General features: G+C 70.1%; 22 protein-coding genes. 6 read left to right on the top strand and 16 right to left on the bottom strand.

Going from position 1 to position 25,518, the window contains the following annotated elements; translation table 11 throughout:
- Positions 1 to 149: 149 nt before the first annotated feature.
- A complete protein-coding gene (locus HEP74_RS18595; protein WP_179568904.1) occupies positions 150 to 767 on the bottom strand; it encodes a hypothetical protein in 618 nt (205 codons plus the stop codon).
- A 224-nt stretch (positions 768 to 991) separates the two neighbouring features.
- On the opposite strand from HEP74_RS18595, the gene HEP74_RS18590 reads away from it, so the two are divergent.
- A complete protein-coding gene (locus HEP74_RS18590) occupies positions 992 to 1,912 on the top strand; it encodes an oxygenase MpaB family protein (RefSeq protein ID WP_185814121.1) in 921 nt (306 codons plus the stop codon).
- A 147-nt stretch (positions 1,913 to 2,059) separates the two neighbouring features.
- Positions 2,060 to 5,080 carry a bifunctional diguanylate cyclase/phosphodiesterase gene (locus tag HEP74_RS18585; protein ID WP_185814120.1) on the top strand — a complete coding sequence of 1,007 codons (3,021 nt, stop codon included), beginning with the start codon at positions 2,060 to 2,062 and terminating at the stop codon, positions 5,078 to 5,080.
- Here the strand turns inward: HEP74_RS18585 and HEP74_RS18580 are convergent.
- The 11 genes from HEP74_RS18580 to HEP74_RS18530 form a co-directional block, all read right to left on the bottom strand.
- A complete protein-coding gene (locus HEP74_RS18580; RefSeq protein WP_185814119.1) occupies positions 5,070 to 6,083 on the bottom strand; it encodes a Rieske 2Fe-2S domain-containing protein in 1,014 nt (337 codons plus the stop codon). The genes HEP74_RS18585 and HEP74_RS18580 overlap by 11 nt on opposite strands.
- Before the next feature lie 64 nt (positions 6,084 to 6,147).
- Positions 6,148 to 7,338 carry a GGDEF domain-containing protein gene (locus HEP74_RS18575; RefSeq protein WP_185814118.1) on the bottom strand — a complete coding sequence of 397 codons (1,191 nt, stop codon included), beginning with the start codon at positions 7,336 to 7,338 and terminating at the stop codon, positions 6,148 to 6,150.
- Positions 7,339 to 7,641: 303 nt separating this feature from the next.
- Positions 7,642 to 8,751 (bottom strand): hypothetical protein, encoded by a 1,110-nt coding sequence (locus HEP74_RS18570; protein WP_185814117.1) that lies wholly within the window; start codon positions 8,749 to 8,751, stop codon positions 7,642 to 7,644.
- Positions 8,748 to 9,929, bottom strand: coding sequence for an ATP-grasp domain-containing protein (locus tag HEP74_RS18565; RefSeq protein ID WP_185814116.1), 1,182 nt, complete (start codon positions 9,927 to 9,929; stop codon positions 8,748 to 8,750). Before HEP74_RS18565 ends, HEP74_RS18570 begins: the two co-directional genes overlap by 4 nt.
- Entirely contained in the window at positions 9,922 to 10,770 is an 849-nt protein-coding gene (locus HEP74_RS18560; protein WP_185814115.1) for an MBL fold metallo-hydrolase, read from the bottom strand. The genes HEP74_RS18565 and HEP74_RS18560 overlap by 8 nt, the downstream gene beginning before the upstream one ends.
- 154 nt (positions 10,771 to 10,924) lie before the next feature.
- Positions 10,925 to 11,902 carry an NAD-dependent epimerase/dehydratase family protein gene (locus tag HEP74_RS18555; RefSeq protein WP_185814114.1) on the bottom strand — a complete coding sequence of 326 codons (978 nt, stop codon included), beginning with the start codon at positions 11,900 to 11,902 and terminating at the stop codon, positions 10,925 to 10,927.
- Between the two features lies 1 nt (position 11,903).
- Positions 11,904 to 12,920, bottom strand: coding sequence for a 3-oxoacyl-[acyl-carrier-protein] synthase III C-terminal domain-containing protein (locus HEP74_RS18550; RefSeq protein WP_185814113.1), 1,017 nt, complete (start codon positions 12,918 to 12,920; stop codon positions 11,904 to 11,906).
- A 110-nt stretch (positions 12,921 to 13,030) separates the two neighbouring features.
- The gene (locus HEP74_RS18545) at positions 13,031 to 13,477 is read right to left on the bottom strand and encodes a GNAT family N-acetyltransferase (RefSeq protein ID WP_221893135.1); all 447 of its coding nucleotides are present in this window, start codon (positions 13,475 to 13,477) and stop codon (positions 13,031 to 13,033) included.
- Between the two features lie 81 nt (positions 13,478 to 13,558).
- Positions 13,559 to 14,260, bottom strand: coding sequence for a glycosyltransferase (locus HEP74_RS18540; RefSeq protein ID WP_185814112.1), 702 nt, complete (start codon positions 14,258 to 14,260; stop codon positions 13,559 to 13,561).
- Positions 14,261 to 14,357: 97 nt separating this feature from the next.
- On the bottom strand, positions 14,358 to 15,353 hold the full coding sequence (locus HEP74_RS18535; protein WP_185814111.1) for an aldo/keto reductase: 996 nt from the start codon (positions 15,351 to 15,353) through the stop codon (positions 14,358 to 14,360).
- 242 nt (positions 15,354 to 15,595) lie between these two features.
- On the bottom strand, positions 15,596 to 16,678 hold the full coding sequence (locus tag HEP74_RS18530) for an aldo/keto reductase (RefSeq protein WP_185814110.1): 1,083 nt from the start codon (positions 16,676 to 16,678) through the stop codon (positions 15,596 to 15,598).
- A gap of 108 nt (positions 16,679 to 16,786) precedes the next feature.
- Between HEP74_RS18530 and HEP74_RS18525 the strand changes: the two genes are divergently transcribed.
- The gene (locus HEP74_RS18525; protein WP_185814109.1) at positions 16,787 to 17,689 is read left to right on the top strand and encodes a LysR family transcriptional regulator; all 903 of its coding nucleotides are present in this window, start codon (positions 16,787 to 16,789) and stop codon (positions 17,687 to 17,689) included.
- 91 nt (positions 17,690 to 17,780) lie between these two features.
- On the opposite strand, the gene HEP74_RS18520 is transcribed toward HEP74_RS18525, so the two are convergent.
- The gene (locus HEP74_RS18520; RefSeq protein ID WP_185814108.1) at positions 17,781 to 18,350 is read right to left on the bottom strand and encodes a flavodoxin family protein; all 570 of its coding nucleotides are present in this window, start codon (positions 18,348 to 18,350) and stop codon (positions 17,781 to 17,783) included.
- Positions 18,351 to 18,477: 127 nt separating this feature from the next.
- The gene (locus HEP74_RS18515; RefSeq protein ID WP_185814107.1) at positions 18,478 to 19,389 is read right to left on the bottom strand and encodes a LysR family transcriptional regulator; all 912 of its coding nucleotides are present in this window, start codon (positions 19,387 to 19,389) and stop codon (positions 18,478 to 18,480) included.
- Between the two features lie 180 nt (positions 19,390 to 19,569).
- Here HEP74_RS18515 and HEP74_RS18510 point away from each other — a divergent pair, with 180 nt between their 5' ends.
- The 3 genes from HEP74_RS18510 to HEP74_RS18500 all read left to right on the top strand — a co-directional run bounded on the left by HEP74_RS18510 (position 19,570) and on the right by HEP74_RS18500 (position 23,606).
- Entirely contained in the window at positions 19,570 to 20,376 is an 807-nt protein-coding gene (locus HEP74_RS18510; RefSeq protein WP_185814106.1) for a DODA-type extradiol aromatic ring-opening family dioxygenase, read from the top strand.
- A gap of 99 nt (positions 20,377 to 20,475) precedes the next feature.
- On the top strand, positions 20,476 to 21,720 hold the full coding sequence (locus HEP74_RS18505; RefSeq protein WP_185814105.1) for a putative DNA modification/repair radical SAM protein: 1,245 nt from the start codon (positions 20,476 to 20,478) through the stop codon (positions 21,718 to 21,720).
- 443 nt (positions 21,721 to 22,163) lie between these two features.
- Complete coding sequence (locus tag HEP74_RS18500) at positions 22,164 to 23,606, top strand: UdgX family uracil-DNA binding protein (RefSeq protein WP_185814104.1); 1,443 nt, start codon at positions 22,164 to 22,166, stop codon at positions 23,604 to 23,606.
- 130 nt (positions 23,607 to 23,736) lie between these two features.
- Here HEP74_RS18500 and HEP74_RS18495 read toward each other — a convergent pair whose 3' ends face one another.
- Together HEP74_RS18495 and HEP74_RS18490 are read right to left on the bottom strand one after the other, a co-directional pair.
- A complete protein-coding gene (locus HEP74_RS18495; RefSeq protein ID WP_524540801.1) occupies positions 23,737 to 24,282 on the bottom strand; it encodes a fasciclin domain-containing protein in 546 nt (181 codons plus the stop codon).
- Positions 24,283 to 24,640: 358 nt separating this feature from the next.
- Positions 24,641 to 25,309: a class I SAM-dependent methyltransferase gene (locus HEP74_RS18490; RefSeq protein ID WP_185814102.1), complete on the bottom strand. Its 669-nt coding sequence runs from the start codon at positions 25,307 to 25,309 to the stop codon at positions 24,641 to 24,643.
- Between the last annotated feature and the right edge of the window lie 209 nt (positions 25,310 to 25,518).

Raw genomic sequence — 25,518 nt, 5'->3', positions numbered from 1 at the left:
GCGTGCGTCGCGGTGGGATGCGGCGGTGAGTTGTCCAGACGACGTCAGGGCGGGGCGGTGGCCACTACGGCGGCAGGCACTGTCGCGCCTGTCGCCGATGTCGATGCAAAGCGCGTGCTGTATTCAGGCGCGCGCCGCGCGCCACCAACTCAGCCGGCGACGCGGAGCACGCCGTTCTGGCCGCCAGGCGGCACGCCCTCGAACTGGATCAGCGCGGCGACCAGTTCGGCATGCAGGCGGATGCGGCCCATCTCGCGCATGATGCGGATGTCCTCGTGGCGCAGTTCGCGGTTGGCCACCACCTCGCGCTTGTACTCAAGGATTTCCGGATACTTGCGCGCCATGTTCAGCGCGTCGGCGACGCACTCCACGGTATCGGCGTCGGCCGACAACGGTTCACGGCTGTTGAAGGCGGTGAGCCAGCGCTCGAAGCCGGCGGTGCGGTCGAACATGTTGGCGATGAACCAGATCACGAACAGGATCGCGACCCAGGAACTGACCACGATGACGATGCGCGAGAAGGTCAGGTGATAGTCGTGCTGCCACAACTGGTTGGTGATCACGCCCAGGATGATCAGCGAGATCGCCTGCCAGCCGATGATCGAAACCACCAGCCACTGCTGCTTGGCCTTGGCCAGCAGATCCACTTCCGAGCGCAGCTGCGCCTCGCTCTTGTGCTGCCAATGCGCGACCTGTTCCGGGAACGAGCGCTGGTGCAGCGCGTTGTCCTCCAGCAACAACCCCAACCCCTTGAACAAAGCGATCATGACAGGCTCCCTGCAGATGCGGTGGCGGACGGCGGTGTCTCGGTGATCTTGAAGCAGCTTCTTTCTAGCACAGTGGCCGGGATCGGCATGTTGCAGGCGCACATGAAGGCCGCACGCGGCGATGCGGAGACGCGCGTTCGCGCCCCGAAACCCTGGGTGCCGTCGCCAAGCATGCGCGCAGCGGTTTGCACGGCGCATGCATCGCCGCCCGCTACCATGCGGCGATGAGTGCCATGCTGCGTACCCTCACCGCTCCCGCCGCCGCCCGGATCCGCAACTGGGTGCTGGACGTGTTCCCGCGTGGCCAGGGCGGGATCGACTACGACCAGCCGCTCGGCGATGCCGGCCTGTTCGGCCCCGACAGCGTCACCTGGCGCATCCATGCCGAATTCCCCGGCATGCTCGCCGGCGGCCTGTGCGCGCTGCTGCTGCAGACCCTGCATCCGCTGGCGCTGGCCGGCGTCTACGACCATTCCAACTTCCGCGAGGATCTGGTCGGGCGCCTGCGCCGCACCACCCAGTTCGTCGCCGCCACCAGCTATGCGCCGGTGGCCGAAGCGCAGCGCCTGATCGCGCGCGTGCGCAGCATCCACGCGCGGATCCGCGGCCACACGCCCGACGGCCGCGCCTATGCCGCCGACGATCCGGTGCTGCTGACCTGGGTCCACGTCACCGAGGCCTACGGCTTCCTGCAGGGCTATCGCCGCTACTGCCGCGCGGTGCCGGTCGCCATCGCCGATCGCTACTACGCCGAGGGCCGGCGCGTGGCCGAGGCGCTGGGCGCGCAGGCGGTGCCGGCCAGCGAGCGCGAGGTGCTGGAGTACTTCGCCCAGGTGCGCCCGCAGCTGTTGATGGATGCGCGATCGCGCGAGGTGCTCGCGGTGCTGGCCGGGCTGCGCCTGCCGGTGCCGGCGGCGGGCCTGTCGCGCGAGCTGTTCCTCGGCGCCGGCGCCGCGCTGCTGCCGCCATGGGCGAGCGCGATGCTCGGGCACGGGCGCCTGCAACGCACGCAGGCCGCGGCCTCGTCGCGGGTGCTGCATGGGCTGGCGCCGCTGTTCCGCATTGCGCTCAACGATGGCATCGCGCAGCGCGCCTGCCGCCGCGTCGGCATCGCCTCGCAGCAGTTGGCGCAGTGGCCGGAGTGAGCGGGTCGCCGACGTTTGTGGGCTTGTGTTGCCGCATACGCTCGCGCTGGCGAAGCTGAACCGTATGGCCGATCCGTCGCGCGGCATCCGGCGTGACGCTGCTGTCCGGTCAAGATCGCCGCGCCTGGGCCGCTCTATGCAGGACCCATGCAGCGCCGTTTCTCCGCCGCCGACAAACTCTACGACGTCCGCTTCAGGCAGCGGCTGCGGCGCGCGTTGCGTGCGCCGTTGCGCGCGATCCTGGTCTGGGGCCTGGGCTTGGCGCTGCTGCTGGTGTGCGGGCTGGCCTATGTGCTGGTGCAGGACCGCGCCAACCGCCTGGCCGCCGCGCAGCGGCAGAGCCTGGCGCTGGCGACGGGTGCCGACCGTCTGCTGCAGCTGGAGCTGGACAACCTAAGCCAGACGCTGCGCGGCGAAGGCATGGGCGCGCAGGCGCTGCTGGCCGACGCGCCGGCACGCGCGCCGGCATTGATCGAGGCATCGCTGCACGGCGTGCTGCTGCGCCATCCGGAACTGCATGGCATTGCGTTGCTGGATGCGCAGGGCCGGCGCCGCTACGGTGCGGAGGGCGATCCGAACGTGCGCGGATGGGCGCTGGGCTCGCGCCGCAATGGCGATCAGGTGTTCGTCGGCCCGTATCAACGCCTGGCCGACGGCGAAGCGGTGGTGCGCCTCGCGTTGCCGCTGGCGTCGGGCGATTGGGTGGTGGCGAGCTGGCGGGTCGCGGCATTGCAGCGCATCGTCGGCGGGGTCGATGCCGGCCGCGACGGCGTGGTCGCGCTGACCGATACGCATGGCCTGCTGCTGGCGGCCAGCAGTCCCGCTGCCGGCGCCACCGGCACCCGCGTGCTGCTGCCGTTGGGCCTGGTGCGGGGGTTGCCGCAGGGCAGTGCGCTGGGCATGCACCGCAGCCTGTTCGACCAACAGCCACGCATGCTGGCGGTCAGCGGTGGGCGCGACTATCCGTTGCTGGCGGTGTCCGGGCTGGCGGTGCGCGAAGCGCTGGCGCCGTGGTGGTGGTTCGCTGGCGCTGCGGCGCTGGTGTATCTGCTGTATCTGCTCGGTTTCGCCTTCCTGCTGGGCAGCCTGCGCCGTGCCGAGGGCCGCCAGCGGCAGTTGCTGGAGCGCCTGCGCCGCGGCGACGAGGACTTGCGCCTGGCGCACGCGATGGGCGGCATCGGCACCTGGCGGATCGAGGCCGACCGGCGCCACCTGCTGCTGGCCGAACAGACCGGGACCTTGTTCGGGGCGCCGCAGCTGCGCATGCCCCTGAGCGCGTTCCTGGCCCTGGTGCACGACGACGATCGCGCGCGGGTCCAGCAGCTGTACGACGAGGCGCTGCACGGCAACGGCGAATACAACGTGGTGTACCGCATGCATTCGCCCGATGGCGGCCTGCGCTGGCTGGCCGCGCGCGGTGCGCGGGTGCAGGGCCGCGACGGGCTGTGCATGACCGGTGCGGTGCAGGACGTCAGCGAGCGGCTCGAGGCGCAGGCGCGGCTGTTCGACGCCGAGCGTCAGTTCCGCCTAGTGTTCGAGCGCAACCCGCTGCCGTTCTGGCTGTTCGCGGTGGACAGCCTGCGTTTCCTGGAAGTGAACCAGGCCGCGATCCGCCAGTACGGCTACAGCCGCGACGAATTCCTGGGCATGACCCTGCTCGAACTGCGCCCGCCCAGCGAGGCCGAACGGTTGCTGGCGGACGTACGCAAGCCGCGCGACGGCTTCGACGCGCCCAGCGTGTGGACCCACCGGCGCAAGGACGGCAGCCTGCTGTCGGTGCGGGTGCACAGCGCGGACGTCGACTTCGGCGGCGTGCCGGCGCGCCTGATCCTGGCCGAGGACGTCAGCGAGCGCGTCGCCCACGAGCGCGAACTGGCATTCCGCGCCAGCCACGACGTCACCACCGGGCTGCTCGATCCGCGCGCCCTGGCCGAGGCGCTGGATGCGCGTGGGCAAACGGGCTATGCGGTGGCGTACGTGCAGGTGCGCGGACTGGCGCTGATCGGCGACACCCTGGGCCGCGCCGCCGGCGATGCGGTGCGCTGCGCGGTGGCGGCGCGGTTGCGCGCACTGGGCGAACGCTTCGGCCTGACCGCGCACCAGCCGTCGCAGGATTTCGTGCTGGCGGTATTGGATCCGCAGCAGCTGCCGCAGGCGCTGCAGGCCTTGCTCGAGGCGATGTCCACGCCGGTGCAGGGCGGCGCCTTCACCCAGCAACTGCAGGCGCACATCGGCGTGGCGCTGTGTCCGGACGACGCCGCGGGCGCCGAGGACGCCATCGGCAGCGCCGCGCAGGCCGCGCATGCGGCGCAGGCCGACAGGCGCAGCGTCGCCCGCTTCGAGCGCAGCATGTCCGCACGCATCGGCGAGCGCCTGCGCCTGGCCGGGCGCATCCATCAGGCGATCGCGCGGCAGGAGTTCGAACTGCATTTCCAGCCGATCCTGCGCGCCGATACCGGCGCGCCGCGGCTGCTCGAGGCGCTGATCCGCTGGCCGCAGGACGATGGCAGCTTCATCGCCCCCGACCAGTTCATCCAGCTGTGCGAGGACACCGGGTTGATCCTGCCGCTCGGCCGCTGGGTGATGCAGGCCGCCGCGCAGGCGCGTAGCCAGCTGGCGCTGCACGGCTGGGCCGACCTGCCGGTGGCGGTGAACGTGTCGGCGTTGCAGTTCTTCGACGGCGACCTGGTCGCGGACCTGGCGCAGGCCTGCGCCGCGGCCGGCCTGGCTGCCGACGGCCTGCACCTGGAACTGACCGAGAGCAGCCTGATGCGGCAACCGCAGCAGGCATTGGACGTGCTGCGGCAGCTGCGCGCGCTGGGCGTGGGCGTGGCGCTGGACGACGTCGGCACCGGCTTCTCCAGCATGGCCTACCTGCGCGACCTGCCATTGGACACGCTGAAGATCGATCGCAGCTTCGTCGCCGACGTGCATCGCGATGCGCGCAACGCCTCGATCTGCGAGGCCTTGCTGACGCTGGGCCGCAGCCTGGGCCTGCAGGTGGTCGCCGAAGGCGTGGAGAACGACGCGCAGTTGCAGTGGCTGCGCGCGCACGGCTGCGACCAGGTACAGGGCTATCTGCTGGGCCGGCCGGCGCCGCTGGCGCAGGTGCTCGCCGCGCTGGGCACGCGCGACGCGCAGGACGCGCAGGACGCAGTCACAGCATGAGGTCGATGCAGTGTGGCGCACCCGGCGCCGGCAGCGGCTCGCCGTCCCAGTAGCGGCGCAACGGTTCGCGGACCAGGTCCAGCGCGGTCGAGGCGCCGCGCACGCCGGGAAAGCGCTGCAGGTTGTGCGACTGCAACGCGAGCATGCGCCGGTCCTGTTCGCCGACCTTGCGCAGCAGCGGCCACACCAGCCAGCGCACCGCCCATGCCGGCGCCCAGCGTCCATCCACGTGCAGGCTGGCGAACACCTCGGTGCTGCGCATGCCGACCGGGGTGAAGTGCAGGCTGATGCGCACGCGGCCGCCACGGGCATAGCGGTATTCGATCTGCGCGGTGCCGGGCGCGGCGAAATGCGCGCGCTCCAGCGTGCGCGGCGATTCGAACAAGCGGTACAGCCAGCCGCTCTGCGCGGCGGCGCCGGCATAGTCGACATGGAAGCCTTCGTCCGTAGTCTGCAGGCTGGCGCGCATCGCGCTGCGCGCACCGCCGCGGCGCACCAGCCCCGGATGCAGCAGGTGGGTGTGCAGCGGATCGAGGAAGTTCTCCAGCGCATCGACCACGTGCGCCTCCCAACGCGTGCGCCACAGGAAGCGCCGTGCCGACGGTTGCAAGTCCTGCACCAGCTGCGCCGGGTGCGCGTCGCCGTCGGGATCCGGGCGCAGCCAGATCAAGCCGTCGTGTTCGCGCGCGGCGAAGGCGCGCACCCGCACCGCCGGCAGCGCCTGTCCGGGCGGCATGCCGGGAATCTCGCGCAGCGCGCCGTCGCGGTCGAAGCGCCAGCCGTGGTACGGACAAGCGAGGCTTTCGCCGCTGGCGCAGCCGGCCGACAGCGGCGCATGCCGGTGCGGGCAACGGTCTTCCAGCGCGAGCAGACTGCCGTCGGCGCAGCGTGCGATCGCCGCATGCCGGTCCATGATCGTCACCGCCAACGGCCGCTGCCGCAGCGCGTCGGCCCGGGCCACGGCGAACCAGTGTCGGTACAGCGAGGGATGCCAGTCGTTCATGGCCGCTAGCGTCGCATGCGCGGTGGGCGGATGTCTGGATGCGCGCTCGAACGCCGGCGGCGCATTACGCGACGACGGTGCCGGTCACCCTGTTGCGTCCGCCGCGCTTGGCCGCATACAGCGCCTGGTCGGCGATGACGACCAGCTTCTGCCACTCGATCTGGGCCTGCGCCGAGATGCAGTAGCCGATGCTGACCGTGCAGACCAGCGCGGCGCTGGCCGCAGGCGCGATTTCCTGGCGTTCGACCACGCGCCGCAGGCGTTCGGCGATATCGCGCACCACCGATTCGTCGCCATGCGGGATCAACACCATGAACTCCTCGCCGCCGACGCGGGCGAGAAAGTCCGGGCTGCGGATATGCCGCGCCAGCGTATCGGCGATGGCGACCAGGACCTGATCGCCGGTCGCGTGGCCCAGGCGGTCGTTGATCGACTTGAAGTTGTCGACGTCGATCATCAGCACCGCGATCGGCGAGTTCCTGCCGCGCGCCTCCTGCGTGGCCGACTCGCCCTTTTCCCACATGACGCGGCGGTTGGCGACGCCGGTGAGGGAGTCCTGGGACGCGTGGCGTTCCAGTTCCGCATGCATCTCGCGGGTCAGCATCCATAGGAATCCGGGCGTGATGACGGCGGTCAACACCATGCGCGAGAGCAGGCCGAAGGTCGAGGTGGGGTCGTAGGACGCGTCCGCGGACGGATGGGTCGACCACCAGGCGATGCGCAACAGCAGCATCAGCGCCCACAGGAAGTGGAAGAGGGCGGTGAAGCGCGCCGCGGTTCGAATCCTTTCGTCCGCATGGCGCCACAGGGCCACGCCCGTGGCCACCGTCAGCAGGCCGCGCAGCGTGCAGCCGCAGATCACCATGACCCTGAGATTGTCGCCGTCGCCGCGCAGACAATAGATCTCCGCGGCGCCGATCGCCGCCACCGGAATCAGGATCCACAACTGGAGCAGCGGCCGCCGCAGATACGCGTTCACCGCGAACAGGGTCAATACCGTGGCGATATCGATGGTCAGATTGCCGATCAACCCCATCGCGTCGGGGTGCCCTGGCGATGCGCGCGGCAGCAGCAGGGTGCCGAAGCCTGCGGCGAATGTGCCGTAGCTCAGGCTAAGAAGCAGCAAGCCCCTGGTGTTCCTGGCTTTCCCTGCCGTCAAATGCAGGGCCAGGAACATCGCCGCGGAGACCGCCGCCAGCAACGCGTTGACGATCAGCAAGGTACCAGCGTGAGCCAGGTGTGCGATCCATTCCACAGGTCCCCCGATCCACGCCGCAAACGATTTTCAGATGCCGCCCAGTATAAGGCCGCGAGAATATGCGAGCCGCCTGTTTGCAGCGGTTTTCGCGTTGCAAACGTTTCCAGATACCTTGCGGGACACCGTGACGTTCGCGCGGCCGCCGAATTGGTTTTGCAGGCGCGGCACAGGTCGATAGGAAGGGGGGCGGTCCATCCGGATTCCTGGCGCTGGAGCTTGGCTTGACGCGGTATCGGCGGCGGGTGCGCGGCCTTTAGTCCCTTGCCGCCGCCACCATGGTGGAAAAGGCAGGTCGGTCGTTCAAAGCCGATAGCGGCGCATCAGCGGCACGCCGATGCGTTCGGTCAACGCGCCGAGCGCGGCGATCGGCTGGCGCCGACGCAGCGGCAGGTGGCGCGCGTCCACCGCGCTGTACTCGATCACCGGGGTACCGCCGCGTTGGCGCTTGAAGCTGGCCGCGCCGGCGCTCTGGTTGAGCCGGCGGCCGTGGCGCAGCGCATGCTCGAAGCCGCAGGCGGTGAGCGTGCGGTACAACGCCAGCCGCTGCGGCTGCCGCAGGTCGTAGCCGACGATCGGCGCGGTCAGCGTGCGCCCGATGCCGAACAGCCCGGTGATGCAGGCCAGCTCGCCGTCCTCGCTGCGAAAACCGTCGAAGCGCAGCAGCCCGGCGCGGTGCCAGGCGCGCAGGAAGTCGGCGTGGTAGGCCGGATTGCAGCGCGAATACTTGTCCAGGTACAGCTGCGCGTACAGCGCGGCGATGCGCGGGTAGTCGGCCTCACCGATCGCGTCGTTGCCGCAGCGCTGCAGGTCGGTGCGCGCGGTCAGCTTGAGATCGCGGGCCAGGTCGCGGTGCTGCAGCAGCGCCGGCCAGTCGTCGTACAGATACACCTGGCGGCTGCCGATCAGGGTGAAGCCCTGCGCCTGCAGCGCGTCCAGCCACTGCGGCGTGTCCACCCGGTTGAGCGAGCGAAACCACAGCGCGTGGTCCGGCCAGCGTGCACGCGCGGCGTCCAGCAGACCGCCCAGGCCCTCGGGCGGAAGTGGCGGATACAGATTGGTGGACAGCAGCCAGTTGTTGAGGGTGACCGCACGGTCGATCCGTGCCCAGTCCAGCCAGGCGCCGATGCCGCCGCACAGCCCGCGCAGCGGGGCGGCCAATGCCGGCGGCAACAAGCGTGCGGCCTCCTCGGCGGCGTAGTCGGCATAGGTGGTGCGCGGCGAGCACACCCAGGCGTTGCCCGTGCGCTCCTCGCTCACCGTGACCGGCATCGACAGCGTGCCGGCCTGCAGCATGTCGATGCGCGCGTACAGGTTGCCGGCCACGCGCTGCGCATCGCGGCCGGCATGCAGTTCGGCGAAACGCTGCGCCTGCACGGCGTAGTCGGTGCAGGCCTCGGCGGCGCCGTTCATGGCGGCGGCAGGGCCTCGCCGTCCCATTCGGTATCGCGGGTGGACGCCTCGCGCAGCGTGCAGCGCTGCGCGAGCGCTAGCCGCGCATGGCTGCCCAGGTCGCGCAGCGCGCCGGCCAGTGGACGCCGGTCGCCGCGCGGCGCCAGTACATCGTCGGCGCGGGCGTAGTCGTCGCGCCATTGCCGAAGTCGGCCATGACACAGCGCCGCCGGCAGCGCGACGCCGAGCATCAGCGGGCCGAGCATCGCCGCACGCGTCGGCGCCGGGCGCACCAGCGCGGCCGGGTCGCGCTGGCTGCCGTCCAGCGCCGCGACCAGCGGGTCGGATGCGGCGAACAGGTGCAGGCCGCTGGTCGCACGCGGGTTGCATTCGATCACGCTGTAGTGGCCTTGCGCCGAGACGATCCAATCGAAGGAGAGCTGTCCGCTGAAGCGCAGCGAGCGCACCAGTTGCGCGGTGAAGCGCTCGATCTGCGGCGCCGGCGCGGCGTCGAAGTAATAGCTGGAGCTGCGCTGCAGCCGGTAGCGCGGACGGTACACCGCATGCGCCAGCAGCACGCCGTCGCGGGCCACCGCGTACGAGCAGCGCTCCTCGCCGGCGCAATAGCGTTGCGCGACCCAGTTGCCTTGTTCGGGCAAAGGTGGCGCGTCGGCGGGCAGTCCGTGCGGATGCACGCGCACATGCACGCCGAAACGCGAGTATTCCGGCTTCAGCACCAGCGGCGCGCTACCGGCCCAGTCGCGCGCCTGCGCCAGGCTGCGCACCTGCATGCTGTCCGGCACGTCCACGTCGGCATCGAGCGTGCGGGCGAGATGCAGGAACTGCCATTTGCTGTGCAGCGCGCGCAGCGTGTCGAAGCCGTCCACCAGTACGTCCAGCTGCGCCGGCAGCGCGTGCCGGTAGCGGGCCAGGTAGAACACCTCTTCGCAGGTCGGCAGCAGCAGCGCGATGCGCTGGCGCGCGACCAGCGCGTTGAGGTCGGCGATGTAGGCGGCCGGGGCGTAGCGCGCCGAGGCGATGCGGTGGCTGGCGCTGACCGCGCGCGACCAGCCGGAGATGCGGCAGGCCACGCTGTCGGCCAGGTGCACGCGCCAGCCCTGCGCGGCGAAGCGGCGCGCCAGGTCCAGTGCCACCGGCGCACGCGCGCCGGTGATCAGCACCGCCGGCGCGCTAGGCACCGCCGGCCTCGTGCGCGGCCGGCCGCCATTGCCGGCAATGCGAGGGCACCATGCGCAGCGCCGGTTCGGCCAGACGCAGCGCATGCAGACGCGCCAAGGTGTCGCGATAGACGCGGTGCTCGCCGAGCAGATGGGTGACCAGCGCCGGCGGCGGCGTGCCGTCGGCGATCGCGGCGCTGGACCAGGCCGCATCGGCGACCAGGAACACCGGCCCGTGCGCGTCTTCGAACCACAGCCCGTAGTGGCCGGGTGCGTGTCCGGGCAGCGGCACCAGCAGCACGCTGCCGTCGCCGAACAGGTCGCGCAGCGTGCCGAAACCTTGCAGCGCCGCGGGCGCCGCGCATGCCGGCAATGCCTCGAACCAGTGCATGCGCGCGCGCGCGCCGTGCAGCAGCGCCGGCAGGAAACCTTCGCGCAGCGCCGCCAGCCGCCCGCGCCGTTGCAGATCGTTCCAGGCCTGCTGTGCGCAGGCGATGCGCGCCTGCGCGAAATCGGCCACGCCGCCGACGTGGTCGCCATGGAAATGCGACAGCACGATCCAGTCGATCGCCGCCGCGTCGATGCCGTCGCGGGCCAACTGCTCGCGCAACGACTGGCCCGGCGCCAGGTGCACCGGCGTCAGCACGCGGTACAGGCGCTCGGGGAACCGCGCGGTGGCATCGAGGAAGTGCTGCGAGTAGCCGGTGTCGAACAGCAGGTTGCCGTGCACCGGGTGCTGCAGCAGCGCCGCCAGCGCCGGGAACTGGCAAGGGGTCAGCGTCGCGCCGCGGCGCGTGGCGCGTTCGGGATGGGTGCAGTGCCCGGCTTCGTACAGCCGCCAGTGCAGCGTCGGTGCGCTCATGCGTGTTCCCGCCCGGCCGCACGATGCGTGGGGGATGTTTCGGCGGCGAGGCTGTAGCGGGTAAGTCCCGTCGGGACTGAAGTCCCTCCCACACCTGCAGAAGCGCATGCGCCTGCGTAGGCCGGGAGCAGGCCAGAAGCTCGCCAGGGCCGCCTCACGTGCGCGCCAGGGCCGCCAGCCCGGCCTCGGTGGACAGCACAGGCGCGTAGCCGAGTTCGCGGCGGGCGCGGCCGATATCCAGCGTCTGCGAATAGCCGAGCACGCCGATGCCGTAGCGGCTCAGCCGCGGCTCCGGTTGTCCGCGCCGGCGCAGCGCGATCTGTTCGCCGACCGTGGCCAGCGCCAGGGCCACCCGGCGTGGCACCGGCAGCAGGCGCACGCGCAGCTGCAGCACGGCGAACAACTCGGTGAGCAGGTCGCGCACGGCGATCGGCGTGCCGTTGCTGATGTTGTAGGCGCGGCCGTCGCCCAGGTGTTCGGCGCGCAGCGCGGCCAGCGCCGCGGCCACCGCGTTCTCCACGCAGCACACGTCGATCATCGCGCGTCCGCCGTGCACCAGCGGGAACCAGCCGCGCTGCGCCACCGCCAGCAGCCGCGGCACGATCGCGTTGTCGCCGTGGCCGAACACCGCGCGCGGGCGCAGCACCAATGCCGGCAGCCCGGCCGCGGCGGCGGCACGCACTTTCTCCTCCGCTTCCCACTTGGTCTGCGGATAGCCGCCGATCCAGCGCGCCGGTGGGGTGAAGTCCTCGGTCACCTGGTACTGGTCGGCGAAGCGGAAATAGATGCTCGGCGAACTGAAGTGCACGAAGCGGCGCACCCGCGCGCGTTGCGCCGCGGCGAGCATGCGCTCGGTGGCGACCACGTTGGCCTGGCGGAACAGCTCGGCGCTGGCCCACGGCGCGGACAGCGCGGCGCAGTGGATCACCGCGTCGCAGCCATCGAGCAGCGCGGCCAGATCGTCGCGGCACAGGTCGGCGCGGACCACGTCGATGCGCGGGTCGCCGGCGAAGGCGGCCAGTGCGGCGGCATTGCGGCCGCTGGCGCGGACCTGCGCGCCTTCGGCGGCGAGGGCGCGGACGATATGCGCGCCGATGAAACCGGAGGCGCCGGTGACCAGGATGCGCGCCATGTCAGTACCTGAGCACCGCGCCGCCGAACGCCAGCCCGGCGCCGGAACCGACCAGGCCGATCAGGTCGCCGCGCACGATGCGGCCGTCGGCGATGGCCTGGTGCAGTGCGCTCGGGATCGAGGCGGCCATCTGGTTGCCGCGCGCGCCGATCACGTTGACCAGCGTGTCCGGCGCCAGCCGCAGCGCGACCTGCAGATGCCGCAGCGCCTTGGCGCTGGCCTGGTGCGGCACGATCCGCTGCAACTGCTCCAGTTCGACGCCGGCCTTGTCCAGCAGCCGCTGCAGGAACCCGGGCAGCTTCGCCGCGGCGAGCCGGTAGGTGGCGCGGCCGTTCATTTCGAACAGCGAGCCGGCACGCAAGGCGTCGATGCCGTGTTCCAGGCGCAGGCGGGTGCCGCCGGCGCGGACCCGGCAATGCTCGATGCCTTCGGAATAGGTTTCCAGATGCGCTGCCAGCAGTTGCGAACCGCTGTCGCCGCTGTCCGCACCCAGCACCACCGCCGCGGCGCCGTCGCCGAACAGCGGCGCGGTGTCCATGTCCTCGCCGTTGAGGCCGACGCTGGCGATCTCGCTGGACACGATCAGCACGCGCCGGTAGCGGCCGGCGGCGATCGCGCAGGCGGCCAGGTCCAGCGCGGCGATGAAGCTCAGGCAGGTGGCGTTGATGTCGAACGCGGCCAGCCCGCTGCCCTGCAGGCCGAGCCGCGCATGCAGCAGCGCGGCGCTGCATGGGATCGCCTGCTCCATCAGGCTGCAGGCGGAGATCACGCAATCCACGTCGCGCGGCTGCAGCTGCGCCGCCGCCAGCGCCGCGCGCGCGGCGCGTTCGCCCATCAGCGAGGCCGGTTCCTCGGCGCCGGCGTAGTGGCGCACGCCGACCCCGGCATGGCGCAGGGTCCAGCCGGCGGGCTTGCCCCAGCGCTGGTCGAAGCTGTCCGAGGTCACCTGCTGCGCGGGCAGATAGTCGCCCGTGCCGAGGATGCGCACCGCGATGGGCCTGCTGGGTTCGACGGTCACTGCCAAAGCTCGGGCAAAGGAGGCGCAGCGTACTGCCAGCGGATCGGCGCCGGCAACCGCTCCCGGGAAGAGCGCGCCGCGGTGTGCCGCGGCGATCTCAGGCAGCCGGCTTATTCGCGCAGCGACTTGGCGAAATATTTGGGCGCTTCGACAAAGCCTTCCCGCCGATAGAAGGCGTGCGCGCGTTCACGCCGGCGATGGCAGTGCACCTCCAGGCGGTCGCAGCCGCGCTGCCGCGCCAACGCCTCGCCCTGCGCCAGCAAACGCTGCCCCACCCCGGCGCCGCGCGCGCGATCGTCCACGCAGAAATAGCTGATGCGGCAGATGTCGCCGGCCAATGCCAACTGCGGCAGGAAATGCAGCGACAACACGCCTACTACGTCGCCCCTTGCGGCGGCCACCAGCAAGGCCTCGTCCGGATGCGCCAGCAGCTGCGCCAGGCGCGCCTCGATGAAGTCCTCGGTTCCGGCATAGTCCAGCGCCGCCATCAATGCCACGATCGCCTGCCGGTCCGCCATCACCGCGTTCCTGATCTCCAGCTTGCTGTTTTCGTCCATGTGCAGATGGTAGAAAGTCGCCCAAGCTGGGCGCAACCGCTTTGCAGGCCCAACGCAATCTATGCGAAATGGACGACGCGCCTAGCGGCCGCGACGCTGCCCGTACCAGAACCCCAGCGCGTCGCGCGAGCGCAGCATGCCGCGGCCGCGGCGCAGCAACTGCAGCAGCAGGCCCAGGTGCTCGCGCTTGCTGAAGCTGCGCAGCTTGCGGTCGGAGGTGTGCACCGGCTCGCGCAGGATCACGAAGCGCCCGCGCCGGGCCAGCGCGCGGCTCAGCGCCACGTCCTCGCCGGCGTAATAGCGTTCGTCGAAACCACCGGCGGCATCGAACGCGCTGCGCGTGCAGAACAGGAAGCAGCCCGGGGCGATGCCGGTGCGGCGGAACAGCCAGCCGAACACGGTTTGCGCCACGCGTTCGTGCCAGGCGATGGCGCCGAGCAGTTGCACCTGCGCGCCGCCGCCGACCGCGCCGGTGTGCAGCGCGCGCAGGGCCGCCGCCAGCAGCGGCGTGTTGACGCGGGTGTCGGCATCGACGAACAACAGGTAACGGCCGTGGCTGGCGGCGGCGCCGGCATTGCGGGTGGCGGCGATGTGCCGCAATTGCACGTCCAGCACCTGCGCGCCATGGCGGCGCGCGATTTGCGCGGTGTCGTCGCTGCAAGCATCGGCGACGACCAGGGTCTCGTAGTCCAGCCGCAAGGCTTCGGCGGCGATATGCAGCGACGCCAGGGTGTCGCCGATCAGGGCGGCTTCGTCGTGGGCGGGAACGATGAACGAGATCACGTCCGGCATCATGCGACGCCGGCGCGGCGCGGGCAAATCGGCCCGCGCCGCGTACCGGCCGGCCGCAGGCGCGGCGCGGCCGGAGCGCAGCGGCGTGTCAGCGCTGCAGCGTCGCCATCATCGCCGGCGGGTAGCGGGTGCCGGCGGCGGCATCCACCGGGAAGATCGCCTCGATCTGCGCGAGATCCTCGGCGCTCAGCGTCACCTGCAGCGCGCCCAGGTTCTCTTCCAGGTAGGCCAGGCGCTTGGTGCCCGGGATCGGCACCAGATCGTCGCCCTGCGCCAGCACCCAGGCCAGCGCCAGCTGGCCCGGCGTCACGCCCTTGGCCTGGGCCAGCGTGCGCACCTGTTCCACCAGTTGCAGGTTGCGCGCGAAGTTCTCGCCCTGGAAGCGCGGCGAATGGCGGCGGTAGTCGTCGGCCTCGAAGTCCTCCGGCGAACGGATCGCCCCGGTCAGGAAACCGCGGCCCAGCGGCGAGTACGGCACGAAGCCGATGCCCAACTCGCGCACCGTGTCCAGCACCTGGTCGCTCTCCGGATCGCGCGACCACAGCGAGTACTCGCTCTGCAGCGCGGTGATCGGGTGCACCGCATGCGCGCGGCGGATGGTGCCGGCGGCGGCCTCGGACAGGCCGAGGAAGCGCACCTTGCCCTGTTCCACCAGCCGCGCCATTGCGCCGACGGTGTCCTCGATCGGCACGTTCGGGTCCACCCGGTGCTGGTAGTACAGGTCGATGTGGTCCACGCCCAGGCGCTGCAGGCTGCCCTCGCAGGCGGCCTGCACGTACTCGGGGCGGCCGTCGACGCCGCGCACGCTGGGATCGTTGGGGTCGAGCCTGATGCCGAACTTGGTGGCCAGGAACGCCTGGTCACGGCGCCCGGCCAGCGCCTTGCCGACCAACACCTCGTTGGTGTGCGGGCCGTACATGTCGGCGGTGTCGATCAGGGTGACGCCATGGTCGAGCGCGGCATGGATCACCGCGATCGAGGCCGCGTCGTCGCTGCGGCCGCCGTAGAACGCGCTCATGCCCATGCAGCCGAGGCCGAGGGCGGACACGCGGGGGCCGTTGCGGCCGAGAGTGCGGGTTTGCATCGGGAAACTCCTGTTGGAAAGCGGGAAGAGACGTGGAAGAAAAAATGCGGCGCGGACGCCATGGTCGCGGGCAGGGAGGATGCGAGCGCGACGCGGCGATGCGTTATCGCGATCGCGCAGGATCCTTGTCCGATCCTGCAAACGCGCCGTGCCATGCCGCGATTCGTGCAGACGTCGACCATGCCATGGCCGACGTTTGCGCAAAGTCAGTGCCGCGTTCGGGCACGCATCGGCGGCGCGGTTCAGATCGCCGGCGTACGCGGGCGCAGGCGGGTGCCGCCGGACACCAACTGCCGCGGCATCGGCAGGCGCACGAACGCGTGCGGGAACGGATGCGCCACTTCGCTGACCGCGTCCAGCCGCTGCAGCTGTGCCGCGTCCAGTTGCAGTTCCAGCGCGCCGAGGTTGTCGTCCAACTGCGCCAAGGTGCGCGCGCCGACGATCGGGATCGCGCCGCCGCCCGGCCGCTGCAGCAGCCAGGCCAGCGCCACCTGTGCCGGCGAACGGCCGATCTCCGCGGCGACCTGCTTGACCACGTCGGCGATGTCCAGCGCGCGCTCGGTCAGCATTTCGTGCGCATGCGCGGCATCGCCGCGCTCGGCGCTGGCCTGGCCGTCCGCAGCGCGGCGCTGCACCGCGGCCAGATCCTGGCGGCTGTACTTGCCGGTCAGGATGCCCATGGTCAGCGGCGACCAGGCCAGCACCGCGAGCCCGAGCGCCTCGGCCATCGGCACCAGTTCGGCCTCGACCGTGCGCTGCGCCAGGCTGTATTCGATCTGCAGCGCCACCAGCGGCGACCAGCCGCGCAGGTCGGCCAGGGTCTGCATCCGCGCCACCTGCCAGGCCGGCGTGTCGGAGATGCCGGCGTAGACGATCTTGCCGGCGCGGACCAGGTCGTCGAAGCCGCGCATCACTTCCTCCACCGGCGTGGTGTCGTCCCAGATGTGCAGGTACAGCAGGTCCAGGTAGTCGGTGCGCAGCCGCTTCAGGCTGGCCTCCACCGACTGCAGCAGGTTCTTGCGGTGGTTGCCGCCGCCGTTGGGATCGCCGGGGAAGGGGTTGAGGGTGTACTTGCTGGCGATCACCAGGCGGTCGCGGCGGCCTTCGGTGAACTTGCCGAGCAGGGTCTCGGAACTGCCGTTGGTATAGGTGTTGGCGGTGTCGATGAAATTGCCGCCATGGTCGACGTAGCGCGCGAACAGGCGCCCGGCTTCGGCTTCGTCGGCGCCCCAGCCCCAGTCGTTGCCGAAGGTCATGGTGCCCAGCGAGATGGGGCTGACGCGCAGGCCGGAGCGGCCGAGCAGGCGGTAGTGGTCGAGGGACATGGGGAGCTTCCTGGCAAGCGGATCGGACCGCGGGAACGGCAGGATGCGCCGCTCGACCAGGCGGATAAACTGGCATAGTCTGCATCTTCCTTGAAGTTGAGCTTCACAATGGCCGCCAGTCCCCTGCCTGCCGTGGTCGCCTTCGCCCGCGTCGCCCACCACGCCAGCTTCACCCGCGCCGCCGACGAACTCGGCGTCTCGGCCTCGGCCCTGTCGCAGACGGTGCGCGCGCTGGAAGCGCAGCTGGGCGTGCGCCTGCTGCACCGGACCACGCGCCGGGTGGCGCTGAGCGAACACGGCGCGCGCTTCCTGGAACGGGTGAAACCCGGCCTGGCGCAGATCGAGGCGGCGTTCCTGGACCTGGACACGGTGCGCGAACGCCCGGCCGGGCGCCTGCGCATCACCCTGCCGCGGGTGGTCGCCGACCAACTGGTGATGCCGTGGCTGCCGTCGTTCCTGGCGCGCTATCCGCAGATCGAAGTGGAACTGTGTGTGGATCCGGCGCTGGTGGACGTGGTGGCCGAGGGTTTCGATGCCGGCATCCGCCTGGGCGAATGCCTGGCGCGCGACATGATCGCGGTGCCGTTGGGGCCGATGCAGCGCCAGGTGATCTGCGCGGCACCGGGCTATTTCCGGCGCCATCCGCCGCCGCAGACGCCGGCCGACCTGGTCGAGCACGACTGCATCGTGCACCGCATGAGCAATGGCCGGCGCATGGCCTGGGAGTTCACCCGCGACGGCCGCGATTTCGAAGTGGAGGTGACCGGCACCCTGGTGTTCAACGACAGCGGCCTGACCCATGCCGCGGCGTTGGCGGGGCTGGGCCTGGCGCAGGGCTTCGAATCGGTGGTCGCCGCCGATGTCGCCGCCGGCCGCCTGCTGCGCGTGCTCGACGACTGGCAGCAGCCCTTCGCCGGCTTCTATCTCTACTACCCGGCGCGCGAACACCTGGCGCCGAAACTGCGCGTGTTCATCGACCATCTGCGCGCGGCGAACGCGGCAGCAGGGTAGCCGCCGCGTCCGTTCGTGCTCGGCGCCGCCAGCGGGCGCGCAAGCGCGCAACCGGCGTCGCCCGCATGGCGGTGGCGACGCCGCGCGCGGCTCAGCCTTTCAGCTTGGCCGCGTATTCGGCCACGCGCTTGCCGAGCAGCCTGGCGGTTTCCAGATCGCCGGCGCGCGGCGCTTCCTCCGCCGAGGCGTCCGACGGCGAGATCGCCAGCGCACCGCCCGAGCCGGCGGTCCAGTTTGTGTCGGCCGGGCCATGGGCCTTGGTGTTGGCCGGCAGCAGGCCGGTGCCGACCCAGATCTGCCCGTGCTGCTGCGACAGCGTCCAGAAGTATTCGATGGTGGAGAACTTGTCGCCGTTGACCGACGCGGAGTTGGTGAAGCCGGCGGCGATCTTGTCCTTCCAGGCCTGCGAGAACCACGGCTTGGAGCTGGCGTCGGCGAACTTCTTGAACTGCCAGGCCGGGCCGCCCATGTAGGTCGGGCTGCCGTAGACGATCGCATCGGCCTGGCCGATGGCGTCCCAGGCGCTCTCCGGCAGGTTGCCGTCCTGGTCGATGCGGTACAGCGTGGCCTCGCCGACGCTGGCGGCGCCGGCGTGCACCGCCTCGGCCTGCTTGACGGTATGGCCGTAGCCGCTGAAATAGACGATCGCGATCTTGCTCATGGGCGAACTCCTGAAAGGAAGGGGGGATGAAGCGCGGGCATTGTGCGCATGCCCCGTCGCTTCGATCAGCGCCACGTGCAGGATGTTGTGTCCGAGCAATGGCCGCGGCGCGCCGGCCGGCCGCGGCTCAGGGCGTCACGGCGCCATGCATCTCGCGTTCGATGCCGACCTCGACCAGGTAGTCGATGAAGCTGCGCACCTTCGGCGCCAGGTGGCTGCGGCTGGCATAGACCGCGTAGACGCCGATCGGGGCGAGCTGATGGTCGGGCAGCACCCGCACCAGGCGCCCGTCCTCCAGTTCCTTCTGCGCGATGAAGTCCGGCTGCAGGACGATGCCCATGCCGGCGATGGCGGCCTCGCGCAGCACGTCGCCGCTGTTGGCGCGCAGTCCGCCGCTCACCCGCACCCGGGTCTCGCCGTCGGGGCCCTGCAGGGCGAGCTCGTCGCCGATCGGCGAATAGCTGTAGGTCAGGAATTCGTGGCCGGCGATGTCGGCGGCCAGGCGCGGCGTGCCGGCGCGTTCCAGGTAGGCAGGTGCGGCGCACAGATACGCCTGCACCTCGCCGAGCTTGCGGGCGATCAGGGTCGGGGTGACCTGGCGGGTGATGCGGATCGCCATGTCGTAGCCTTCCTCGACGATGTCCACCATGCGATCGGACAGCGACAGGTCCAGCGCGACCTGCGGATAGCGCGTGCGGTAGCCGGCCAGCCGCGGCCCCAGCCGGGCGATGCTGAAGCTGAAGGGCGCGTTGATGCGCAGCGTGCCGGACGGAGTCAGCGCCTGCTCGCCGACCGCCGCCTCCATGTCGTCGAACTCGGCCAGCAGCACCTGGCAGCGCTGGTAGTAGGCGGTGCCGACGCTGCTCGGGCTGACCCGGCGCGTGGTGCGGTTGAGCAGGCGCAGCCCCAGCCGCTTCTCCAGCCAGGCCACCTGCCGGGTCACGCTGGCGGTGGACATGCCCAGCGCGTCGGCGGCGGCGTTGAAGCCGTTGCGGTCGACCACGGTGACGAACACGCGCATCGCTTCCAGCGTATCCATTGTTGCCGTTCCTGAAATAGATATCCGATTGCAGGGTAATTTATCTCCCCTCATAGCGGGAATACCCTGTGGATCTGCCGTCATGGCCCCTGCGATCCATGGCCACGCGTGCCAGCGGCGCCGGCCCCGGCAACGTCCCGATCGGCCGACGCCGCGCCCCATCCGCCTGGAGAACCTGTCATGCCCCGTCTGCCCTCGCTGTACATCTCGCATGGTTCGCCGATGACCGCGCTGGACCCGGGTCTGGTGGGCGTGCGCCTGGCGGAACTGGCGGCGACGCTGCCGCGTCCGCGCGCGATCGTGGTGGCGTCGGCGCACTGGCTGGGGCGGCGGCCGCTGGTAGGCGCGGCGGCGCAGCCGCAGACCATCCACGATTTCGGCGGTTTCCCGCGCGCGCTGCACGAGATGCAGTACCCGGCGCCGGGCGCGCCGGCGCTGGCGCGCGAGGTCGCCGAACGGCTCGAACGCGCCGGCCTGCAGCCCTACGTGGACGAGCGCCGCGGCCTGGACCATGGCGTGTGGGTGCCGTTGTCGCTGCTGTACCCGCAGGCCGACATCCCGGTGCTGCCGCTGTCGATCCAGCCGGAACTGGGCCCGGCCCACCAACTGGCGATGGGCCGCGCGCTGGCGCCGCTGCGCGACGACGGCGTGCTGCTGGTCGGCTCGGGCAGCATCACCCATAACCTGCACGACTTCGGCCGCTATGCCGAGGGCAAGGATGCGCCGTACGTGCGTCCGTTCATCGAGTGGGTGGAACAGGCCTTGCTGCGCGAGGATCTGCCGGCCTTGCTCGACTACCGCCGCCAGGCGCCGTTCGCCGAGCGCGCGCATCCGACCGACGAGCACTGGCTGCCGATCTATTTCGCGATGGGCGCGGCCGGCGAGCAGGGTCTGGGCGCGCAGCGCATCGATGCCGGTATCGACGCCGGGATGATTGCGATGGACCTGTACCGGTTCGACGGCGGCGCGCAACGCATCGCCGCCTGAGCCGGCGGCGGCCGCGACGGCCTGAGCGGTTCATCGCGGTGAAGGCGAAAACGCATCGCCGTCTCACAGGCTGAGACGGCAAGCGGGCATCGTCCACGGGTGAATACCCTCGAAAAGCTCGCCGTGCTCGCCGATGCGGCCAAATACGACGCCTCCTGCGCCTCCAGCGGTGCGGACAAGCGCCATTCGCTGCGCAGCGGCGGCATCGGCAGCACCGAGGGCATGGGCATCTGTCACTCGTACACGCCCGACGGCCGCTGCGTGTCGCTGCTGAAGATCCTGCTGACCAACTTCTGCGTGTTCGATTGCGCGTACTGCGTCAACCGCGTGTCCAGCAACGTGCGCCGCGCGCGCTTCACGCCGGCCGAAGTGGTCAAGCTGACCCTGGACTTTTACAAGCGCAATTACATCGAGGGCCTGTTCCTGTCCAGCGGCATCATCCGCAACAGCGACTACACGATGGAGCAGTTAGTTGAGGTGGCGCGGCAGCTGCGCGAGGAGCACCGCTTCGCCGGCTACATCCATCTCAAGACCATTCCCGATGCGGCGCCGGAACTGCTGGCCGCGGCCGGCCGCTACGCCGACCGGCTGAGCATCAATGTCGAACTGCCGACCGAGCAGGGGCTGACCCAGTTGGCGCCGGAAAAGAGCGTCGGCGGTATCCGCGCGGCGATGGGCGAGCTGCGCTGGCGCATCGAGGAAAGCAAGGAGGCGCGCAAGGCCGAGCGCAAGCTCAGCGCCAAGCCGCCGCGTTTCGCGCCGGCCGGGCAGAGCACGCAGATGATCGTCGGCGCGGACGGTGCCGACGACCGCGCGATCCTGCGCACCAGCCACAATCTCTACGGCAATTACCGGTTGCGGCGGGTCTACTACTCCGCGTTCAGTCCGATTCCCGATGCGTCGTCGAAGCTGCCGCTGCAGGCGCCACCGTTGCAGCGCGAGCATCGTCTGTACCAGGCCGATTGGCTGCTGCGGTTCTACGATTTCTCGGTGGAGGAGATCGCGCCGGAGGCGGCCAGCGGCATGCTCGATCTGGACGTGGATCCGAAGCTGGCCTGGGCGCTGCGGCATCCGGAGCGGTTTCCGGTGGATTTGAATACGGCGGCGCGGGAGATGTTGTTGCGGGTGCCGGGGTTGGGTACGCGCAATGTGGAGCGGTTGTTGTTGTCGCGGCGGCATGCGCGGTTGCGGGTCGGGGATTTGGCGCGGTTGCGGATGCCGATGAAGAAGGTGCTGCCGTTCGTCAGTGTGGTGGATCATCATCCGCGCCAACGGTTGGACGATCCGCAGCGGTTGCGGGCGCAGTTGGCGCCGGCGCCGCGGCAGGGTGGGTTGTTCGATTGACGCTGTGCTGTGGTGCTGTAGTGGCTGGGTTGTTGCGATGATTGCTGCAACTGCAACTGCAGAGGCAACGGCAGTTGCCGAAGCAAGATCAAGAGCTTTCGCGCCGGTCGGCGCGAGTCACTTTTGTCTTGGCAAAAGTAACCAAAACCGCTCCCGCCCGACACGAGCCGGTGCGATACAGCCGCACCGGTGCCCTGCGCTCCTCGCGACGAGCGGCACGGCGCCCAAACTCGCTTCGCTCAAACAAGGGCGCCTCTTCGGCCGCTCGCCACTGCGGTGCTCGGCTCGCTTTAAGGCGGGAAGGTTTAACGGCAAGATCACCGGCAACAGCAACAGCAACAGCAACAGCAAAGGCAAAAACAACTGCAACGGCCGTTGCTTTGGTGATGGTGGCGCTGGTGGCTGTTGGGTTGGTGTTGGTGGGGTGATGCGAGGGTTGAACTGTGTTTCGGGCTGAGGTGGTGCCGGCGTGGTGTCTGGAGGCGTGGCGGGCGGCGGCGCGGGCGGCGTGGTGTGCGCAGGTGGTGCCGGAGTTATTGGTCTGGGAAGGGGATGCGCAGGGCGGGTTGCTGGCCGGGACCGATGTGGCTGCATTGCCGGCGACGGTGGCGGCGCCGCGGGTGTCCGCGGAGTTCCTGGCGTTGGCGGGGGCGGTGCTGTGCCATCGCGATCCGCAGCGGCATGCGTTGCTGTATCGGCTGTTGTGGCGGATCGCGTCGGGCGAGCGGGCGCTGTTGCAGCGGGTCACCGATGCCGATGTGCATCGGGCGCAGCAGTGGGCGCAGGCGGTGCGCCGCGACAGCCACAAGATGAAGGCGTTCGTGCGCTTCCGTGAGGTGCCCGGCGAGGATGAGGCGTTCGTCGCCTGGTTCGAGCCGGAACATCACATCGTCGATCGCATCGCGCCGTTCTTCGCGCGACGTTTCGCCGGCATGCGCTGGGCGATCCTGACCCCGTATCGCAGCGTGCGCTGGGACGGTGAGTCGCTGCAGTTCGGTGCCGGCGCGCAACGTGCCGATGCGCCGGCCGACGATGCGCAGGATGCGTTGTGGCGCACCTACTACGCCAACATCTTCAATCCGGCACGGCTCAACCCGGACATGATGCGCCAGGAGATGCCGCAGAAGTATTGGAAGAACCTGCCGGAGACGCAGTTGCTGCCGGGCCTGATTCGCGATGCCGGGCAGCGCGTGCGCGAGATGGCCGAGCGCGCGCCGGAGCCGGTGCGGCGGCGTATTCCCAAGCCGCCGCCGCCGGCCGCGGTCGATGCCGATGGCAGTCTCGATGCGCTGCGTGCCGCGGCACGCGAGTGCCGGCGTTGCGAGCTCTGGCAGCCGGCCACGCAGACCGTGTTCGGCGAGGGGCCGCACGATGCGGCGGTGATGGTGGTGGGCGAGCAGCCCGGCGACGAGGAGGATCTGAGCGGGCGGCCGTTCGTCGGTCCGGCCGGGCGGCTGTTCGATCGCGCGCTGCACGAACTCGGCATTGCCCGCGCCGGGTTGTACGTGACCAATGCGGTCAAGCATTTCCGCTTCGAGCAACGCGGCAAGGTGCGGCTGCATCGCAATCCCGAACGTGCGCACGTTGAGGCCTGCCGCTTCTGGCTGGCCGGCGAGTTGGCGCGGGTGCGCCCACGCATCGTGCTGTGCCTGGGCGCGACCGCAGCGCGCGCGGTGCTGGGCAACGGTTTTGCGCTGATGGCGCAGCGTGGGCAATGGCAGGCGCTGGCCGATGGCACCCGAGCGCTGGCCACCGTGCATCCGTCATGGGTGCTGCGCCAGCACGGCGGCGATGCGGCCGATGCCGCCTATCGAAGCTTCGTGCACGACTTGCGCGTTCTGGCAGGGCAGATGCAGGCGTCGCGCGCAGCCAGTGCCGGCGACTGACCGCCTGTGCGAGTTCGTCCGTCGTTGAAGTGGGCAGGCCACGCCGTCCGCTGCCGGCCGAATGCACGGCGCAAAAAACGAGGACGGCCGTAGCCGTCCCCGCGATGCCAATGCACTCCCCGAGGGGTGCTTACGGCATCAAAACCTTGTCCACCACATGGATCACGCCATTGCTCTGCATCACGTCGGCGGTGGTGACGTGGGCGGTATTGCCCTTGGCGTCGGTGAGGGTGACCTTGCCGCTGCGGGTCTTGGCGACCAGCGTTTCGCCCTGCACCGTGGTCAGCTTGGCGCTGCCGCCGCCGGCCTTGATCTGCGCCAGCAGCGTCGTCGCATCGAGCTTGCCGGCGACCACGTGATAGGTCAGGACCTGGGTCAGCTTTTCCTTGTTTTCGGGTTTGAGCAGCGTGTCCACGGTGCCCGCCGGCAGTGCGGCGAAGGCGGCGTTGGTCGGTGCGAACACGGTGAACGGGCCCGCGCCCTTCAGCGTGTCCACCAGGCCGGCGGCCTTGACCGCGGCGACCAGGGTGGTGTGATCCTTGGAGTTGACCGCGTTGTCGATGATGTCCTTGGTCGCGTACATCGGGGCGCCGCCGACCATCGGATTCGGCTTGGCCTCGGTCATCGCGGCGTGGTCGTGCATCGCGGTTTGGCCGGTCGCGGCCATGGCGGGCATCGCGACGAGGCCAGCGAGGGCGAGGGCCAGCAAGTGGATCTTCATGGGTTGCTCCTTGAGGGAATGCCCGGCCAGTCGACCGAGCACAGGCTTTACGGCGATTGCGCTGGCGCGGTTGCATCACGCGACCCAGATAATGATGAATGGGCGTCGCGGGCAAGGATCGCCACACGCGCTACGGGCCTTTTTCCCGGCAAGCGCGCCTGTGCAGAGCAGCGCAAACGCTGCAGTCATTAAAGCCGCGCTCCGCGGCGACTCGTGCGCCATGCCCGTAATGCATGTGTTGCGTCGTTGTGTACTCACGCAGGCAATGCCGCCGCCAATGTAGGCGGCGCCGGACGGGCAAAGCGTCGTTGGCTCAGCGCCGCTGCAGCACGTAGCTGTTCTCGAACCCATGCGCGCAGCCCAGCACATGGAAGTCGTTGAAGTAGCCGGTGGCCCTGAGCAGGTCGACCGCGGGACCGACTTCCGGCGAATGCTGGTGGTCGCCGTAGTCGTCGAACACCACGAACCCGCCGGTCACCACGCTGGGCGCATACAGCAGGAAATCCAGCAGCACGTTGCGCCCGGTGTGGCCGCCGTCGATATGCAGCAATGCCACTTCGGGTTTCATGTTGTAAAAGTGCTGGGCGCAGAACTCCGAGTAGCCGCGGATGAACTGCGCATTGGGCAGCAGCAGCTGGCGGTAGTGGTTGAATTCCTCGAACTGGTTCGGCAAGGCGAACGGGTCCATGCCGATCACCCGGCGCTGGCGATTGCTGATTTCGTTCATCAGTACCAGCGATTTGCCCTTCCACACGCCGATCTCCACCAGGTCGCCGGGGATGCCCTCCAGCAGCAGGCACAGATACCCCAACAGCCGCACGTGATCGTGGAACGACAGTTCGCGCCGCGACATCGCGTGCTCGGCCGGCAGGCTCGCCTGGGCCTGCTCGAAATGCGCGCCGATCAGGTTCCAGACCTGGGTGACGTTGTCGCTCACCGCCGGGTCGTCGATGAAACGGTTGAGTTCTTGGATGCTGAGCATGGAGTCTCCGACGGCGGCGGCACGCTGGGTTCGGGTCTGCGTGCGGATCGCTTCGATGGTAGCGCGTGCCGCGCTGCGGCGCCGGATCGCGCAGGTTTGCCCGCCAACCGGGCGTAGCGCTCGCGCGGTTCCGGGCCGCCGCCTAAATGCCGCGTGTGCCTGCCACTGGACATCGCGCCTGCGGTGCGCTTTGCTTGCCGCTTCCCCCA

The sequence above is a fragment of the Xanthomonas sp. SS genome (assembly GCF_014236835.1).
Taxonomy (GTDB): domain Bacteria; phylum Pseudomonadota; class Gammaproteobacteria; order Xanthomonadales; family Xanthomonadaceae; genus Xanthomonas_A.
This window is presented reverse-complemented; position numbering and strand designations above follow the sequence as displayed.

What these genes read in the sequence shown, in the direction of transcription:
- HEP74_RS18490 (WP_185814102.1), bottom strand. Translation starts at nt 25,309, where the DNA reads ATGCTCAGCATCCAAGAACTCAACCGTTTCATCGACGACCCGGCGGTG.
- HEP74_RS18590 (WP_185814121.1), top strand. Translation starts at nt 992, where the DNA reads ATGAGTGCCATGCTGCGTACCCTCACCGCTCCCGCCGCCGCCCGGATC.
- HEP74_RS18535 (WP_185814111.1), bottom strand. Translation starts at nt 15,353, where the DNA reads ATGCAAACCCGCACTCTCGGCCGCAACGGCCCCCGCGTGTCCGCCCTC.
- HEP74_RS18530 (WP_185814110.1), bottom strand. Translation starts at nt 16,678, where the DNA reads ATGTCCCTCGACCACTACCGCCTGCTCGGCCGCTCCGGCCTGCGCGTC.
- HEP74_RS18515 (WP_185814107.1), bottom strand. Translation starts at nt 19,389, where the DNA reads ATGGATACGCTGGAAGCGATGCGCGTGTTCGTCACCGTGGTCGACCGC.
- HEP74_RS18560 (WP_185814115.1), bottom strand. Translation starts at nt 10,770, where the DNA reads ATGAGCGCACCGACGCTGCACTGGCGGCTGTACGAAGCCGGGCACTGC.
- HEP74_RS18495 (WP_524540801.1), bottom strand. Translation starts at nt 24,282, where the DNA reads ATGCCCGCCATGGCCGCGACCGGCCAAACCGCGATGCACGACCACGCC.
- HEP74_RS18555 (WP_185814114.1), bottom strand. Translation starts at nt 11,902, where the DNA reads ATGGCGCGCATCCTGGTCACCGGCGCCTCCGGTTTCATCGGCGCGCAT.
- HEP74_RS18595 (WP_179568904.1), bottom strand. Translation starts at nt 767, where the DNA reads ATGATCGCTTTGTTCAAGGGGTTGGGGTTGTTGCTGGAGGACAACGCG.
- HEP74_RS18510 (WP_185814106.1), top strand. Translation starts at nt 19,570, where the DNA reads ATGCCCCGTCTGCCCTCGCTGTACATCTCGCATGGTTCGCCGATGACC.
- HEP74_RS18520 (WP_185814108.1), bottom strand. Translation starts at nt 18,350, where the DNA reads ATGAGCAAGATCGCGATCGTCTATTTCAGCGGCTACGGCCATACCGTC.
- HEP74_RS18525 (WP_185814109.1), top strand. Translation starts at nt 16,787, where the DNA reads ATGGCCGCCAGTCCCCTGCCTGCCGTGGTCGCCTTCGCCCGCGTCGCC.
- HEP74_RS18580 (WP_185814119.1), bottom strand. Translation starts at nt 6,083, where the DNA reads ATGAACGACTGGCATCCCTCGCTGTACCGACACTGGTTCGCCGTGGCC.
- HEP74_RS18585 (WP_185814120.1), top strand. Translation starts at nt 2,060, where the DNA reads ATGCAGCGCCGTTTCTCCGCCGCCGACAAACTCTACGACGTCCGCTTC.
- HEP74_RS18570 (WP_185814117.1), bottom strand. Translation starts at nt 8,751, where the DNA reads ATGAACGGCGCCGCCGAGGCCTGCACCGACTACGCCGTGCAGGCGCAG.
- HEP74_RS18545 (WP_221893135.1), bottom strand. Translation starts at nt 13,477, where the DNA reads ATGGACGAAAACAGCAAGCTGGAGATCAGGAACGCGGTGATGGCGGAC.